The 14,809-nt window shown below is 69.6% G+C and carries 16 protein-coding genes; 10 read left to right on the top strand and 6 right to left on the bottom strand.

The window, feature by feature from the left end; genetic code table 11:
- Window positions 1–60 precede the first annotated feature (60 nt).
- Window positions 61–1,335: an aspartate kinase gene (locus KLK06_RS10140; protein WP_214635093.1), complete on the top strand. Its 1,275-nt coding sequence runs from the start codon at window positions 61–63 to the stop codon at window positions 1,333–1,335.
- Entirely contained in the window at window positions 1,332–2,390 is a 1,059-nt protein-coding gene (locus KLK06_RS10135) for an aspartate-semialdehyde dehydrogenase (RefSeq protein ID WP_214635092.1), read from the top strand. Before KLK06_RS10140 ends, KLK06_RS10135 begins: the two co-directional genes overlap by 4 nt.
- 246 nt (window positions 2,391–2,636) lie before the next feature.
- Here the strand turns inward: KLK06_RS10135 and KLK06_RS10130 are convergent, their stop codons facing one another.
- Complete coding sequence (locus tag KLK06_RS10130) at window positions 2,637–3,512, bottom strand: hypothetical protein (RefSeq protein WP_214635091.1); 876 nt, start codon at window positions 3,510–3,512, stop codon at window positions 2,637–2,639.
- A gap of 485 nt (window positions 3,513–3,997) precedes the next feature.
- Between KLK06_RS10130 and KLK06_RS10125 the strand changes: the two genes are divergently transcribed.
- The 4 genes from KLK06_RS10125 (at window position 3,998) to KLK06_RS10110 (ending at window position 7,581) form a co-directional block, all read left to right on the top strand.
- Window positions 3,998–4,666, top strand: coding sequence for a TetR/AcrR family transcriptional regulator (locus KLK06_RS10125; RefSeq protein WP_214635090.1), 669 nt, complete (start codon window positions 3,998–4,000; stop codon window positions 4,664–4,666).
- Window positions 4,667–4,770: 104 nt separating this feature from the next.
- Entirely contained in the window at window positions 4,771–5,727 is a 957-nt protein-coding gene (locus KLK06_RS10120; RefSeq protein WP_214635089.1) for an LLM class F420-dependent oxidoreductase, read from the top strand.
- Between the two features lie 14 nt (window positions 5,728–5,741).
- Window positions 5,742–7,160, top strand: a complete 1,419-nt coding sequence (locus tag KLK06_RS10115; RefSeq protein ID WP_214635088.1) for an amidase — start codon at window positions 5,742–5,744, stop codon at window positions 7,158–7,160.
- Between the two features lie 64 nt (window positions 7,161–7,224).
- Window positions 7,225–7,581 carry a YkvA family protein gene (locus KLK06_RS10110; RefSeq protein WP_250905167.1) on the top strand — a complete coding sequence of 119 codons (357 nt, stop codon included), beginning with the start codon at window positions 7,225–7,227 and terminating at the stop codon, window positions 7,579–7,581.
- Here KLK06_RS10110 and KLK06_RS10105 read toward each other — a convergent pair.
- The 3 genes from KLK06_RS10105 to KLK06_RS10095 form a co-directional block, all read right to left on the bottom strand.
- Window positions 7,578–8,774 carry an amidohydrolase family protein gene (locus tag KLK06_RS10105; RefSeq protein WP_214635087.1) on the bottom strand — a complete coding sequence of 399 codons (1,197 nt, stop codon included), beginning with the start codon at window positions 8,772–8,774 and terminating at the stop codon, window positions 7,578–7,580. The two genes, KLK06_RS10110 and KLK06_RS10105, sit on opposite strands and share 4 nt — an antisense overlap.
- Before the next feature lie 162 nt (window positions 8,775–8,936).
- The gene (locus tag KLK06_RS10100; protein ID WP_214635086.1) at window positions 8,937–9,686 is read right to left on the bottom strand and encodes a tyrosine-protein phosphatase; all 750 of its coding nucleotides are present in this window, start codon (window positions 9,684–9,686) and stop codon (window positions 8,937–8,939) included.
- Window positions 9,687–9,696: 10 nt separating this feature from the next.
- A complete protein-coding gene (locus KLK06_RS10095) occupies window positions 9,697–10,482 on the bottom strand; it encodes an SURF1 family protein (protein ID WP_214635085.1) in 786 nt (261 codons plus the stop codon).
- A gap of 165 nt (window positions 10,483–10,647) precedes the next feature.
- Between KLK06_RS10095 and KLK06_RS10090 the strand changes: the two genes are divergently transcribed.
- A complete protein-coding gene (locus KLK06_RS10090; RefSeq protein ID WP_214635084.1) occupies window positions 10,648–11,295 on the top strand; it encodes a VC0807 family protein in 648 nt (215 codons plus the stop codon).
- A 9-nt stretch (window positions 11,296–11,304) separates the two neighbouring features.
- Here KLK06_RS10090 and KLK06_RS10085 read toward each other — a convergent pair whose 3' ends face one another.
- The gene (locus tag KLK06_RS10085; protein ID WP_214635083.1) at window positions 11,305–11,769 is read right to left on the bottom strand and encodes a helix-turn-helix domain-containing protein; all 465 of its coding nucleotides are present in this window, start codon (window positions 11,767–11,769) and stop codon (window positions 11,305–11,307) included.
- A 60-nt stretch (window positions 11,770–11,829) separates the two neighbouring features.
- Here KLK06_RS10085 and KLK06_RS10080 point away from each other — a divergent pair, with 60 nt between their 5' ends.
- Together KLK06_RS10080 and KLK06_RS10075 are read left to right on the top strand one after the other, a co-directional pair.
- Entirely contained in the window at window positions 11,830–12,342 is a 513-nt protein-coding gene (locus KLK06_RS10080) for a GNAT family N-acetyltransferase (RefSeq protein ID WP_214635082.1), read from the top strand.
- Entirely contained in the window at window positions 12,339–12,929 is a 591-nt protein-coding gene (locus KLK06_RS10075; RefSeq protein ID WP_214635081.1) for a TetR/AcrR family transcriptional regulator, read from the top strand. The genes KLK06_RS10080 and KLK06_RS10075 overlap by 4 nt, the downstream gene beginning before the upstream one ends.
- Here the strand turns inward: KLK06_RS10075 and KLK06_RS10070 are convergent.
- A complete protein-coding gene (locus KLK06_RS10070; protein ID WP_214635080.1) occupies window positions 12,883–13,227 on the bottom strand; it encodes a hypothetical protein in 345 nt (114 codons plus the stop codon). The genes KLK06_RS10075 and KLK06_RS10070 overlap by 47 nt on opposite strands.
- A 144-nt stretch (window positions 13,228–13,371) precedes the next feature.
- Here KLK06_RS10070 and KLK06_RS10065 point away from each other — a divergent pair, with 144 nt between their 5' ends.
- The gene (locus KLK06_RS10065) at window positions 13,372–14,781 is read left to right on the top strand and encodes a class I SAM-dependent methyltransferase (RefSeq protein WP_214635079.1); all 1,410 of its coding nucleotides are present in this window, start codon (window positions 13,372–13,374) and stop codon (window positions 14,779–14,781) included.
- Window positions 14,782–14,809 lie beyond the last annotated feature (28 nt).

Below are 14,809 nucleotides of genomic sequence, written 5' to 3'. Positions count from 1 at the left end.
TTAGGCCCATGAGAGGCCCCCAGTAGACTGGCAGCTCACAGTCCGAACCGGGAGACTCTCGTGGCGCTCGTTGTGCAAAAGTACGGTGGTTCATCCGTCGCCGACGCGTCCTGCATCAAGCGGGTCGCGCAGCGGATCGTGGCGACGAAAAAAGCCGGCAACGACGTGGTCGTGATCGTCTCCGCGATGGGCGACACGACGGACGAGCTGCTCGATCTGGCGGAGCAGGTGTCGCCGCTGCCTCCGGGCCGCGAGCTCGACATGCTGCTGACCTCCGGCGAGCGCATCTCGATGGCCCTGCTGGCGATGGCGATCGCCAACCTGGGGCACGAGGCCCGCTCGTTCACCGGCTCGCAGGCGGGTGTGATCACCGACTCCACGCACGGCAAGGCGCGCATCATCGACGTGACGCCGAGCCGCATCCGTGAAGCGCTCGACCGGGGCCACATCGCGATCGTGGCCGGGTTCCAGGGCGTCTCGCAGGACACCAAGGACATCACCACGCTGGGCCGCGGCGGCTCCGACACGACCGCCGTGGCGCTGGCCGCCGCGCTGGACGCGGATGTCTGCGAGATCTACACCGACGTCGACGGCATCTTCACCGCCGACCCCCGCATCGTGCGCGCGGCACGGCAGATCCCCAAGATCTCCTATGACGAGATGATGGAGATGGCCGCCTGCGGTGCGAAGATCCTGCACCTGCGCTGCGTCGAGTACGCTCGGCGCTTCAATCTGCCGATCCACGTACGCAGTTCGTTCAGCACCAAAGAAGGCACGTGGGTCGTTTCCGATCCTTACACCGAAGGAACCGAGATGGAGCAGCCGATCATCTCCGGCGTCGCGCACGACCGGAGCGAGGCCAAGATCACCGTTGTCGGGGTGCCCGACAAGGTCGGCGAGGCTGCCGCGATCTTCAAAACTCTGGCGGACGCCGGGATCAACATTGACATGATCGTGCAGAACGTCTCGGCCGCGGCCACGGGCCGCACCGACATCTCCTTCACGCTGCCCACGACCGACAGCTCGACGGCGCTGACGGCGTTGAAGAGGATTCAGGGCGACATCGCCTATGAGTCGCTGCTCTTCGACGACCAGATCGGGAAGGTGTCGCTGATCGGGGCGGGCATGCGCTCGCACCCGGGCGTCACGGCGACGTTCTTCGCGGCCCTCGCCGACGCGGGGGTCAACATCGAGATGATCTCCACCTCGGAGATCCGCATCTCGGTGATCGTCGAGCAGGATGGCGTCGACGCGGCCGTGGCGGCCGCTCACCGCGCCTTCGATCTAGACGCGGACCAGGTCTCAGCAGTGGTGTACGGAGGTTCAGGACGATGAGCAGGCCCAATCTGGCGTTGATCGGCGCGACCGGGGCCGTCGGCACCGTCATGCGCGACCTCGTCTCCACCCGCGCCGACATCTGGGGCGAAGTACGCCTCGTCGCCTCCGCGCGCTCGGCGGGCAAGCTGCTCAAGGTGCGTGGCGAGGACGTCGTGGTGCAGGCGCTGGCGCCCGAGGTGTTCGACGGCATCGACATCGCCATCTTCGACGTGCCCGACGAGGTGTCGGCCGTGTGGGTGCCGATCGCGGCCGAGCGTGGCGCCATCGCGATCGACAAGTCGGGCACGTTCCGCATGGAGCCCGACGTCCCGCTGGTCGTGCCGGAGGTCAACCCGCTCGACGCCCAACTGCGGCCGCGCAACATCATCTCGACGCCCAACTGCACCACGCTGTCGATGATGGCGGCCATGGGCGCGCTGCACGCCGAATACGTGCTCAAGGAGCTCGTCGTCGCCTCCTACCAGGCGGTTTCCGGCGCGGGCGTGGCGGGTTCCGCGCGGCTGTACGACGAGGTCGAGGCGCTCGCCGGTGACCGGTCGATCGGCCAGGTGGCGGGCGACGTGCGCAAGGTGCTGGCCAACAGGCTGCCCGAGGAGTCGCCGTTCCCGGCGCCGGTCGCGTTCAACGTGGTGCCGTGGGCGGGCTCGTACAAGGAGGGCGGCTGGGCGTCCGAGGAGCTCAAGCTGCGCAACGAGTCGCGCAAGATCCTCGGCATCCCCGACCTGAAGGTCTCCGCGACCTGCGTCCGGGTGCCGGTGATCACCACGCATTCGCTGGCGGTGCACGCGCGGTTCGAGCGCGACATCACGGTGGCGGACGCGCACCGGGTGCTGGAGGCGGCGCCGACGGTGGTGCTGATGGACGACCCGGCCAACGGGGTGTTCCCGACGCCGGTGGATGTCGTGGGCACCGACCCGACGTACGTCGGGCGGGTCCGGCAGGCGATCGACTTCCCGAACACGCTGGATTTGTTCGTGTGCGGCGACAACCTGCGCAAGGGGGCGGCGCTGAACGCCGCCGAGATCGCCGAACTGGTGGCCACCGAGCTGTAGCAGTACGGAGCTCTGTACGCGGCGCGTCGCACGTTCCTGTGCGGCGCGCTGCTTTCTTCGCCACGGGCGGGGGATCTCGAGAAAGAGTCTTTTTTACGGCACGGCACGGTGGGCCGCCATCCGCCGACGTGGGCGGACGTCTGTCCAGGGTGACGCTTACCAGGTGGGCGGACGCGCCGCCGTTACGCCGCGGACGCCGGCCGGTGTCGTGGCCGGTTCGTTGGCCACCTGGTAAGCGACTGAGTGTTACCGGAACAGGATGTCCCAGTGGTCTGTCTCGTCGGCGAAGACCGTGCCTGCGGGCGATCGGTAGAGGGCGGCGCCGTCGCCGCGAGTGCCGGATTTTTCGTGTTTTTTGGATATGTAGCGGTCGATGCATGAGTTGTGAGTGATGTCGAGCTTGTAGCCCTTGCCGTGGCTGAAGCGGCCCGGGGCGTGGCCCGTCTCTGTGCCGCCGGTGACCATGATGGGGCAGCCGCTCTGGCGCTTGAGCTCGATCACCCGCGTGATGGTCGAGGTGCGGACGTCTTCCAGGGATGTGCAGTGGAACAGGTTCCGGTTCGTGCAGTGGCCCGAGGACTTCGTATGCAGGCCCTCGTCCCGGAGCCAGTCGGCGGCGAGTGCGTGGGACAGGTGCACGGTCGCGGCCCTCGGCTTGACGCGGGTGAGATCCACCCCGGCGGTCCTTTGAGTGCTCCGCTGGTGCTTGCCGGCGGCGGTGCCGAGCTTCCGTGTGGTGGCCGTGCCCCGCTTCCGCTGGGTGGCCGTATCGGCCTTTCGCGGGGTGGCCGTATCGGTCTTTCGTGTGGTGGTGTTTCCGGGTTTTCGCATGGTTTCGGGGTCGAGTTTTAGCCTGGCGGCGATGCTGGAGTACCGCACCGAGGTCCGGCGCTTCGCCGCGTCTGTGAGCGGCTTGGCCGGTGTGTCGGGTCGCTGAGCGGCGAGCGCGAGGCCCTGTGACTCCGTCGGCGGGTTCGTCGCGTCCCGGTCACGGACAGCGGCCTCCGAGCCGCGTACGGGCGTCTCCGGCGCGCCCACAGCCGTCTCCGGCGCGTTCGCGGCCGTTGCCGGGCCGTTCTTGTGCGTGACGGGGCCGAACGCGATCGGTTCCGGGCCGGTCACGGTCGGCTCCGAGTCGCGGCCGGCTGTCGCCGGGCCGCGCGCGGTCGTGTCAGGGTCGCGTCCGACGGACTTCTGGCCGTGGGCGGAGGGGCCCCCGTCGTTCAGGGCGGGTCTCGAGCCGAAATTGGCCGGATCCACCGAAGGGTGCCAGCGGCGCGCCTCGATCGTCCCCCCGATGTGGTAGGACCGAGTGATCGGTGATGGTGTCTGCCGCTGCCCCCGGTCGGGTGCTTGCGAAGCGGCGGAAGCGGCCGACGCCAGCGCGATTATGGAGATCTCAATGTTGAGGAATACGACCGCTAGCAGCCGTACTGTTCCACGTATCCACATGTCGATGCCTTTTCGCGGAATAGCCCTTCCGCCAGAAACATCAATCCCATGGTTCGCACGAGCTAACCCCTGTCGCACCGGGATTTTTGCCGTGAGGTGGGGATCACCGTGATCTTTCCTGACCTAGCGCACTACTACCACGTAAAGTGACGAACGTGTCCGAAGCCCGAAACCGAGGACCGGAGAGCACGCGGGAAGTCATCGTCGAGACGGCTTTGCGGCTGTTCCGGGAGCGCGGCTTCGATGCGACGACGATGCGGGCCATCGCGGCCGAGGCCGGTGTATCCGTCGGTAACGCCTACTACTACTTCGAGGGCAAGGAGGCGTTGATACAGGCCTACTACGACCGCGCCCAGGCCGAGCACGAGGCGGCCTGCCGTGACCTGCTGGCCACGGAGTCGTCGTTCGCCGCCAGGCTGAGTGGGGTGCTGCGGGAGTGGGTGCGGGTCTCGGAGCCCTATCACGAGTTCGCGGTGAAGTTCTTCAAGCATGCCGCCGAGCCCACGAACCCGCTGAGCCCGTTCAGCGCCCAGTCCTCGCCGGCCCGTGAGGCGTCGATCGCGATCTACCGGCAGGTGGTCGAGGGGGCGCGTGACCGCATGAACTCCGAGCTGCGCGAAGAGCTGCCGGAGCTGCTGTGGCTGCTGTCGATGGGCATGGTGCTGTTCTGGGTGCACGACACCTCTCCCGGCTGCGTCCGTACCCATCGCCTGATCGACGTGACGGTCCCGCTGGTGGACCGGCTCGTCGGCCTGTCGCATCTGCCGGGGCTGCGGGGGATCACGAAGGACTTCATCGCGGCGGTCCACGAGCTGCGCGCCTGACCCGGCAAGCCCGGAACGGTCAGGGCCGCGACTACATACCAGCCGGTTGGTATGGTCGCCCTGTTGACGCCCGACATTGACGCCCGACCCCGCTGGAGGCCGCGATGACTCAGAACTGGGGCATGACGATCCCGTTCAACGACCGTTCACTGGCGGACTCGCAGGAGCTGATCGCGGAGCTGCCCGCCCTCGGCTACACCGATGCGTGGTCGGCTGAGGTCAACGGCGTCGACGGGTTCGTGCCGCTGGCCATGGCCGCGCAGTGGGCGCCGGGGATCCGGCTCGGCAGCGCCATCGTGCCCGTGTTCACGCGTGGCCCGGCGCTGCTCGCGATGCAGGCCGCCACGCTGGCCGACCTGGCGCCCGGCCGGTTCGTGCTCGGCATCGGCTCCTCCTCCCCGGCGATCGTGGAGCGCTGGAACGCGGTCGAGTTCGCCAAGCCGTACGCGCGTACCCGTGACACCCTGCGCTTCCTCAAGGCGGCGCTGACGGGCGAGAAGGTGTCGGAGCGGTACGAGACGTTCGAGATCAAGGGGTTCAAGCTGGAGCGGGCGCCGAAGATCCCGCCGAAGGTCGTGCTGGCGGCGCTGCGGCCCCGGATGCTGCACCTGGCCGCCGAGGAGGCGGACGGCGCGATCACCAACTGGCTCTCGCCCGACGACGTGCGGAAGGTGCGGGCCGAGATCGGCGACACCGAGCTGATCGCCCGCCTGTTCGTCTGCGTGAGCGAGGACACCGACAAGGTACGCGCGCTGGCCCGCTGGATGCTCGCCGCCTACCTCACCGTGCCGGCCTACGCCGCCTTCCACGACTGGCTCGGCCGAGGCGAGGTGCTGCGGCCGATGCACGAGGCGTGGGCGGCCGGCGACCGGCAGGCCGCGCTCAAGTCGATCCCGGACGAGGTGGTCGACGCGCTGGTCATCCACGGCGACGCGGCGACCTGCCGGGCCAGGATCCAGGAGTACGTGGACAACGGCCTCGACACACCCGTGCTCGCGCCCATCCCGGGCGGCGAGGTGACCATCACGCAGGCAGTCCGTGACCTGGCCCCCACGGCCTGACTCAGGAGGATGCGGTGGACGACGCACTCAGGTGGGACGCGACCGAGCAGGCCAGGGCCGTCCGCGACGGGCAGGTGTCCCCGCGCGAGCTGGTCGAGGCGGCGATCGCCAAGATGGAGGCGCACGACGGCGAGCTGAACGCGGTGATCCGCCCGAGGTTCGAGCGGGCGCTGGCCGAGCTCGACGCCATCCCGGCCGACGCGCCCTTCCGCGGCGTGCCCATCCTGCTGAAGGACCTGGGCTGGCCCCAGGCGGGCGAGCCGTACAGCGCGGGTTCGCGGACGCTCGACGGCGTCGTGGTCAAGGAGGACGGGTACGGCACGGCCAGGCTGCGGGCCGCGGGGTTCGTGGTGCTGGGGCGTACCAACACTCCCGAGTTCGGCAGCACGATCACCACCGAGCCCGTCGCGTTCGGCCCCACGCGGAACCCCTACGACCCGGGCTACTCCGCGGGCGGGTCGAGCGGCGGGTCGGCGGCGGCGGTCGCGGCCGGGATGGTCGCGCTCGCCACGGCCAGTGACGGCGGCGGCTCGATCCGCATCCCCGCGTCCCTGTGCGGGCTGGTGGGGCTCAAACCGACGCGCGGGCGCTCCAGCGTGGGACCAGGGGCCGGAGAGGGGTGGAGCGGCTTCTCGTGCCAGGGATTCGTCAGCAGGAGCGTGCGCGACACCGCGGCGGCGCTCGACCTCGTGTCCGGCTATGTGCAGGGTGACCCCTACGACGCCCCACGCCTGCCGAGGCCGCTCGCCGAGGAGGTCGGCGCGGACCCGGGACGGCTGCACGTCGGCTTCGTCTCCACGCACCCCAGAGGCGACGTGCCGGCGCCGCCCGAGCTGACCGAGGCGGTCAACGTGGCCGCCGCCCTCCTGGAGGCGCTCGGCCACGACGTGGCACCCGGCTGTCCCGAGGCGCTCGGCGACCCCGGCTTCCCCGCCCGCTTCGGCGCGATCGTGTCGGACAACCTGGCCGCGGAGATCGAGAACGTCGGCGTCTGGCGCGGCAAGCCGGTCGAGCTGGAAGAGCTGGAGCCGCGCAACGCCGCCATGGTCGGCGCCGGGCGCGGGCACAGCGCCGCCGACCACATCCTGGCCACCCAGTGGATCGACGGCTTCCGCAGGCGGATGGCCGCGTGGTGGCGGTCGGGGTACGACCTGCTGCTGATGCCGTCGCTCGGCGTCGAGCCGTTCGCGCTCGGGTGGATCCCGCCGGACGACCTGAGCACCGCGTTCGGCAGGACCGCGCACGCCGTGGCCTACACCGCGCCGGTCAACGCGACGGGTCAGCCCTCGATCTCGCTGCCGCTGCACAGGACCGCGGCGGGTCTGCCGGTGGGCGTCCAACTGGTGGCCGCGGCCGGGCGGGAGGACCTGTTGGTCAGGATCGCGGCGCAGATCGAGGCCGCCCGGCCGTTCGAGCACGCCGCCGTACGCTGATCGCCGGGAACTCGGCCCCGACGATGACGCGTTATGTCGTGAGAGGCGAGGGTAGGAGAGCGACATGATGGCTAAGGCAGGACGGGCTGCAGCGGCCTGGCGTACGTATCGCGAAGTGAGCAAGCCCGGCACGCCGGGCTTGATGGCCAGATTACGCGCGATCCCGCGGATGATCGGCGCCGTGATGCGCGGCCAGTACGCGGGCATGGGCAAGAGCAAGCTGGCGCTGATGGGCTTCGGCGTGGTCTACATGATCTCGCCGATCGACCTGGTGCCGGACTTCCTCGTGCTCATCGGAGTCGTGGACGACTTCGGGGTCTTCCTCTGGCTGCTCTCCTCGCTGCTCGGCGAGAGCGGGCGCTACGTGGACTGGGAGCGCGAGGTCATCCAGGGAAGGGTCCAGGGCAAGCTCGACGGCTAGATCTCCTCCATCCGGAGCCAGGCACGTGACGGCAGCGGGTGGCCGAACAACCGGGCCGCGTTGCCGTAGGCGACCCTGGCGATGTCGGCGGGCGGGAGCGTGCCAAGGTTCTGGGCCACCGCCTGCTGGGTGTCGGGCCAGGTCGAGTCGGAGTGCGGGTAGCCGCTCTCCTGCAGCACGTGGTCGAGGCCGACCGCCAGGCGTACTCCCGACAGGGCCTGGTCGTCGAGGGTGCCGAAGAAGAAGTTGCGGCGCAGGACCTCGCTGGGCTTGAGGCCGCCGTCCCACTGCGCCTCGCCCGCCACGGGGTGGTCGAGCGCGTAGTCGGCCCGCGCGGCCAGCATCGGCAGCCAGGCCACGCCGCCCTCGACGATGAGGATGCGCAGGTTGGGGAAGCGCAGCGGGAGTCCCGACCAGAGCCAGTCGGCGCAGGCGAACATCGCGCTGGTCGGCATCAGCGTGGTGATCGCCTCGATGGGCGTGTCGGGCGAGGGCACCGGCGACCAGCTGGAGCCCCCGGTGTGCAGGCAGACGACGGTCCCGGTCTCCTCGCACGCCGCGAAGAACGGGTCCCAGTGGCCGCCGTGGATCGACGGCAGCCGCAGCCGCGTCGGGAACTCGGGGAAGACCACGGCCTTGAAGCCACGGGCCGCGTTGGCCCTGATCTCCTTGGCGGCGAGGTCGGGATCGGGCAGCCAGGGCAGTTGCAGGCCGATCATGCGCTCGGGGTAGGTGCCCGCCCAGACATCGATGTGCCAGTCGTTCCACGCCTTGACCAGGGCCAGGCCGAGCTCCTGGTCGCGGGTCCTGGCGAACGGCATGCCCGCCTGGCCGGCCAGCATGCCCGGGAAGCAGAGCGCCGCCCAGATGCCGGCCAGGTCCATGTCGTCGATGCGGGCCTCGATGTCGTGGCAGCCGGGGCGCATGTGCTCGAACCTGACCGGGTCGAGCGTCCACTGCTCGCGTGGCAGGCCGGCGCCCACGTCGAGCCCGGCACACGGATATGTGGCGCCGCCGTATCGCCAGACTTGGTGACCGCCCTCCGTCTCCACGACCTTGGGCGCGACTTCGGCGTATTTCTCCGCGAGCCGGCCCTCGAAGAGGTTTGGCGGCTCGATCAGGTGATCGTCGGCGGAGATGATCACATAGTCGCGCCGCCTCGGATCCGGATCGGGAAGCAGCGGCGTAGTCACGCAGGTAACCGTACGACGGTCGCATAACGTCGAACAAGCTGCGACGTCTCCGTTGGGTATCCACTCGGCCCGAGGACCCGGGATCGCCGGGAGGGGGATGTGGCGACCCCGGGCCGTGAGGTCCGCTTTGCGGGGTTGCTGCCCCGCGAACCCCGGTGCCGTCTACCCTGCGGAGATCGGATCAGTCTCGGAGAGCAGACTGTTCTGGAGTTCTTCAATGGTCCCCGCTTCGACCTGCAGGACGTCGGTGCAGTAGTTGCCGACCGAGCCGTGCCGGGCGGTCAGATCGGCGAGGAACAACCGCATCGCCTCGGCCGGCGCCACCCCGAAACCGGGCCACCGGGCGACGTTCGGATTCCGGCGCTGCCAGCTCGTGATGAAGCGCTCGGTGGCCAGGCCCGTCAGCGCGTAGTCGTTGATGATGTCCTCGTCGGCCACGCCCACGAGGCTCAGGATGAGCGCGGTGAGCAGGCCGGTGCGGTCCTTGCCCGCCGCGCAGTGCACGACGACGGGCGCGCTGCCGGACCGGGAGATCGTCTCGACGGCCGTGCGGAGGTTGAGCACGCCGTCCTCGGTCACTTCGAGGTAGCGGTCGGCGAGGTATCTCGCGACGTTCAGCCGGTCGTCGTAGGCGACGAGGTCCCAGCGGCGGCCCTCGATGGGCAGGTTGCGGTAGTCGAGCCCGGCGGACTCGGGCACCCGGCCGTTCTTCTCCACCTCGAAGGGATGGCGCAGGTCGATGACGGTCCGCACGTTGAGGGACTGGAACGTGACGAGATCGTCTCCCGCCAGCCAGCCGAGGGAGTCGGCCCGATAGAGCCGCTGCCACTGGACGGTCCGCCCGTCCCTCGCGGGATATCCACCTACGTCGCGGAAATTGTGGATATTGGCGAACTCAATGTGGCGGATCACCCGATCTACCTTAAGTGCTGGGCGCGCCGACTTCCTGGACCGGCGCGTCCTCCTCGGCCTTCCTGTCGGCCACTTCGCGCCGGATGAGCAGGAACCAGCCGCCGACGGCCACGCCGATGAACAGCCACCACTGCACGCCGTACGCGAGGTTGAGGCCGCCTCCGGCGCCCACGTCGGGCGCGGGCACCGGCACGGGCGCGGCCGCCGCCTCCGGCTGCTGCTTCGTCAGGTCCACGTAACCGCCCACGAGCTGGTACGGGAGCGCCTTGCCTATTTTTCCGGGGTCGATGAGCAGCACCTGACCGGCCGGCAGACCGGCGCGGTCCTTGATCCCGGCCGTCTCCTCGGTCTCGCCGAGACGTAGCCTTCCGGTGACAGTTACCTGACCTGTCGGCGGCGGAGGCACCTCGGGGGGCGCGTCGGCGGTGGCGCCGGCCTTCACCCATCCCCGATTGACGAGCACGGCCTTACCCGGACCGGTGATCAACGGGGTCAGCACGTAGAAGCCCAGCTGGCCCTCCTGGGGCCGCCTGCGCACCACCAGCGCGTGAGCCGCGTCGTAGCTCCCCGACGCCGTGACCGCCTTGAACCGGTCCGACTCCTTCACCCCCTGGCTCGTCAGGCTCCCGAGGGGCACGGGATCGGCCGCCAGGTTCGCGGTGACCTGCGAGCTGTTGGCCGACCGCTCCTCGAACCGTCCGAACTGCCACCGGCCCAGGAACACGAAGGCCGGGATCACCAGCAGCACCACGATGTGGAGCGCGACCCAGCGGGGCGTGAGCAGGAACCGGTACACCCCTCAAGCCTAGGCACCCGGGCCGATGCTCCCTCACCTGGCTCGGTCTGCCGGAAAGTGACCTAATCGCAATCTGGTCGAAACTCTTACCGAAAGCCACTTCATCGCGTACGGTCGGGATTCGTCCCCTGAGCTCCCCCCTCCAGAGAGCGCCTCAAAAGCCATATGACCGTGCTTGCCGCGCCGTCCGATGCGCCCGCGTTCGAGCTGCCCCGGTTCGGCCGTCTGGTGCGCCATGCCGTGCCCCGTGTGCTCGAGGGCATGATCCTGCCCGTCGCCGTCTTCTACGCCGGGATGATCCTTTCCGGGATCACCGGCGGGATCGTGGTGGCCGTGGCCTGGGTGTACGCGGGGGTGGTCTGGCGGCTGGCCAGGCGCAGGGCCGTGCCGGGGGCGGTGCTGCTGGCCGCGGGCATGGTCACCGTCAGGGCGGTGCTGGCCCTGCTGTCCGGGAGCGCGGTGATCTTCTTCCTGCAGCCGACCCTGGGCGTCTTCTGCGCCAGTGCCGGGTTCCTGGCGACGGCTCGGGTACGCAGGCCGCTGGCGCAACGGGTGGCGGAGGATCTGGTGCCGCTGCCGGAGCACGTGATCGAGCGGCCGGTGATGCGGCGCTTCTTCGCCAGGCAGTCGCTCGTGTGGGGATGCGCGCAGCTCGGCAACGCCTCGCTCAGCCTCTGGCTGCTGCTCAGCCAGACGATCCAGACGTACCTGATCGTGCGCACCACGGCCGTCGCGGTGCTGTTGTCGGGGGCGGCGCTCCTGACGCTGATCGACTTCCGCCGCTGCCTGCGCGCCCTCCAGCGCGACGCCTGAGCCCGGGGCCTAAGCGGTCTTCAGCTCGGCGCCTGCGCCGGGCAGGGCCGTCACCTCGCGGGGCCCCGGGACCTCGTGCCCCTCGGCGCAGCGGAAGTGCTGCTCGATGAGGCCCCCGCAGTCGCGGTGGGTCAGCACCACGGGCGGGCCGTCGTCGGCGAGGTATTTGTCGCCCCAGTGCATGAGTGCCACGAGCAGGGGATAGAGGTCAAGCCCCTTCTCGGTGAGCCGGTATTCGTCGCGCTGGCGCTGGCCGGGCTCGCGATAGGGCTCCTTGCGCAGCAGGCCCTCGTCGACCAGTCGCGTCAGCCGCGCGCTGAGCACCTGCCGCGGCGCGCCGGTGGTCGCCTGCATGTCGGCGAACCTGCGTACCCCGCGGAACGCCTCGCGCAGCACGAGGAAGGTCCACTTCTCCCCAACGATGTCCAGGGTGCGCTCGATGGAGCAGTTGTTCACCTGGAAAGCCAACTTCATGCGTCACATCATACCTGAGTTCAATTGACAGACCCAGAGGAAGGAGAGGAAGCTGAGTTCATGCTCGGAACTCAGATCCGACCCGCCCGGCCCGACGACTACGAGCGGATCCGGTGCTTCCTCACCCGTTTGTCGCTGCACACCCAGAGCCTGCGGTTCTTCACCGGGCTCGGCGCCCCGGCCACCAGCCTGGTGCGCGCGCTCATCGCCGTGGACGAGCGCAGGGACGCCCTGGTCGCGACCCTGGAGGGCGAGATCATCGGCCACGCCATGAGCTACCGGGGCGGTGTAGCCGACGTCGAGATCGCCGTCGTGATCGCCGACGAGTGGCAGGGCAAGGGGCTCGGGCCGCACCTGATCGACACGCTGCTGTTCAGGGCAGCGGTGCGGGGCGCGAAGACGGTCGGCATGGACGTGCTGGGCGAGAACCGGCGGGTGCTCCGGATGATCCGCAGGCTCTGGCCCGACGCCCAGATGAAGGTGACTTCCGGGTCGGTCGCGGTGACCGCTATGATCCAACAGGCAGCGGTATTTGCGGAACAACGTTCTGGTGCTACACCATTGACAGTGTGAAGAGTGCCAAGAACGGACGCGACGGGCGCACCCGCATCATCGAAGGTGCCCTGCGCCGATTCAGCCAGGACGGGGTGTCGGCCACCACGCTGGCCAGCCTCCGCGAGGAGAGCGGTGTAAGCGTCGGCAGCTTCTACCACCACTTCGCCAGCAAGGAACACGTCTTCGGCGTCCTGTACGCCGAGATCCAGGCCGTCTACCAGGCGGCCTTCCTCGCCGAACTGGTCGACCACCAGGAGGCCCGCGACGGCATCGAGGCCGTCGTCGCGCTCCACATGCGCTGGGCCGGCGAGCACCCGGAGCGGGCCAGGCTGCTGGTCAGCGAGCGCCCGCCGCGTAAGACCGAGCCGGGCGGCGCCGAGGTGGCGGAGGCCAGGCGGACCTTCTTCCGCCAGGTGTCCGACTGGTGGCGGCCGCACATGAAGAACGGCCAGCTCCAGGCTGTGCACCCCACCATGTGCTACGTGTTGTGGCTCGGACCGGCGCAGGAGATGTGCCGCCTGTGGTTCGCCGGCGCCCACACGCCGACGGACGAGGAGATCAAAGGCCTCGGTGAGGCCGCCTGGCAGAGCCTGCGCCAGCGCTAGATACTGCCCTGATCCGGGACAGCACCCGCCAGCAGGCCGTGTCGAGCGAGATGTCCAGCCGCAGGTCGCCACGCTGCCTGCGCAGCCCCGGCACGCGCACCCGGGCGTGCACGTCGAACCGGCCCCGGCAGGGGTAGCCGAATCCCAGCTCTCCCGGCAGCACGCGCAGGTCGTCGCGGTTGCCGCAGTTGGGGCAGGTCCATGAGACGAGGTCGAGCCCGCGGTTGTAGTCGGAGCAGGCGCGGAAGTAGTCGTCGGGCCAGAAACGGGACTCGCAGGCCAGGCAAGGGATCTGCATGGATCCGCTCCTCTTCGAACGCCGAGCTTTGGTCTTCTTAGAGATATCGTTCGCCGCTTGCAAACGGCTTGGACGTTTCGGTAACAGTATGATTACTGTAGGTATCGGATCATGCGCGGGATTCTGCGGTGAAAGGATGGTCTCGTGGAACGACTGCGCGATCACCTCCTCGAGACCGGCTACACGATTGACGGCGTCCGCGACCGGCTGGGCGCCATGGCCGCCTCGGCCCTGTCCCGCGAGGAGCTGGTCCCGGCTCTGCGGGCCACGGTCGGTGACGATCCGCTGGCCGCTCTGATCCGGCTCTGGTGGCTCGGCGTCGCCGTACCGGCCGCGCGGTTCCCGGCCGCGGTTATCGAAGAGGCCCGCGGATCGGGCCTGGTCGCCGCCGACGGTGACCACGTACGGGCCACCGTGCACCTCCAGCCCTGGGAGACCGGCGGCTACGTCGTCTCCGATCGCAAGGTGCGGCCCGGAGACCCGGCCCTGCGCCCCGACCACGTGGTGGGGGCGGGCGGCGCCTCGGCCAACCTGGCCCAGCTCGTCTCCCGCCGCCCGTCCCATCGGGCTCTCGACCTCGGTACGGGCTGCGGTGTGCAGGTGCTGCACCTGGCGGACCGCGTCGATGAGATCGTGGCCACCGACCTCAACCCGCGCGCGTTGGAGCTGGCCCGGCTGAGCTGGCGGCTGTCCGGGATCGAGGGCGTGGACGCCCGCGCCGGCTCCCTGTTCGAGCCGGTCGAGGGGGAGCTGTTCGACCTCGTCGTCTCCAATCCGCCGTTCGTCGTCTCGCCCGGCGGCGAGCTGACCTATCGCGAGACGGGCGCCGACGGCGACGCGTTCTGCCGCGACCTCGTACGACAGACCCCCCGTTTCCTCAATCCGGGCGGCCAGGCCCACTTCCTGGCCAACTGGCTGCACGTCGAGGACGAGGACTGGCGCGACCGCGTGGGCGGCTGGCTCGGCGAGACCGGCTGCGACGCCTGGGTGGTCCAGCGGGACGTTCAGGACCCGGCCGAATACGTCGAGCTGTGGCTGAGGGACGCCGCCGTGCAGGGCACCCCCGGCTACACCGCGCATTACGACCGCTGGCTGAGCTGGTTCGAGGAGCACAAGGTGCGGGGCATCGGCTTCGGCTGGATCACCATGCGCAACGCGGGCACCCTGGACCCGGTGGTCCGTGTGGAGCAGCTCACCCACCAGGTCACGCTGCCCGTCGGCGACTACGTCGACGATGTGCTCGACTCCATCGCGACCGCCCACCGGGTGCGCTTCCTCGACTCCGCGCACCTGCGGACCGTGGCGGGCCTGCTGGACGAGCGCATCGGCCTGCCCGGAGCGGAAGACCCCATGCGCATCGTGCTGCGCCAGACGGACGGCCTGCGCCGCAGCAGGGAGGTCGGCACCGTCGAGGCGGCCCTGGCGGGCGTCTGCGACGGCGACCTCGCGCTCGGCCCGCTGCTCAACGTCATCGCCGAGCTGGTCGGCGACGGCGAGATCCTGCACCCCGACGCCATCCGGCCGCTCATCGCCGAGGGTTATTTCCTGCTTTGATCGGCCGTTGATCGGATGTTGACCGCCC

Source organism: Nonomuraea sp. NEAU-A123, assembly GCF_018603905.1.
Classification (GTDB): Bacteria; Actinomycetota; Actinomycetes; order Streptosporangiales; family Streptosporangiaceae; genus Nonomuraea.
This window is presented reverse-complemented; position numbering and strand designations above follow the sequence as displayed.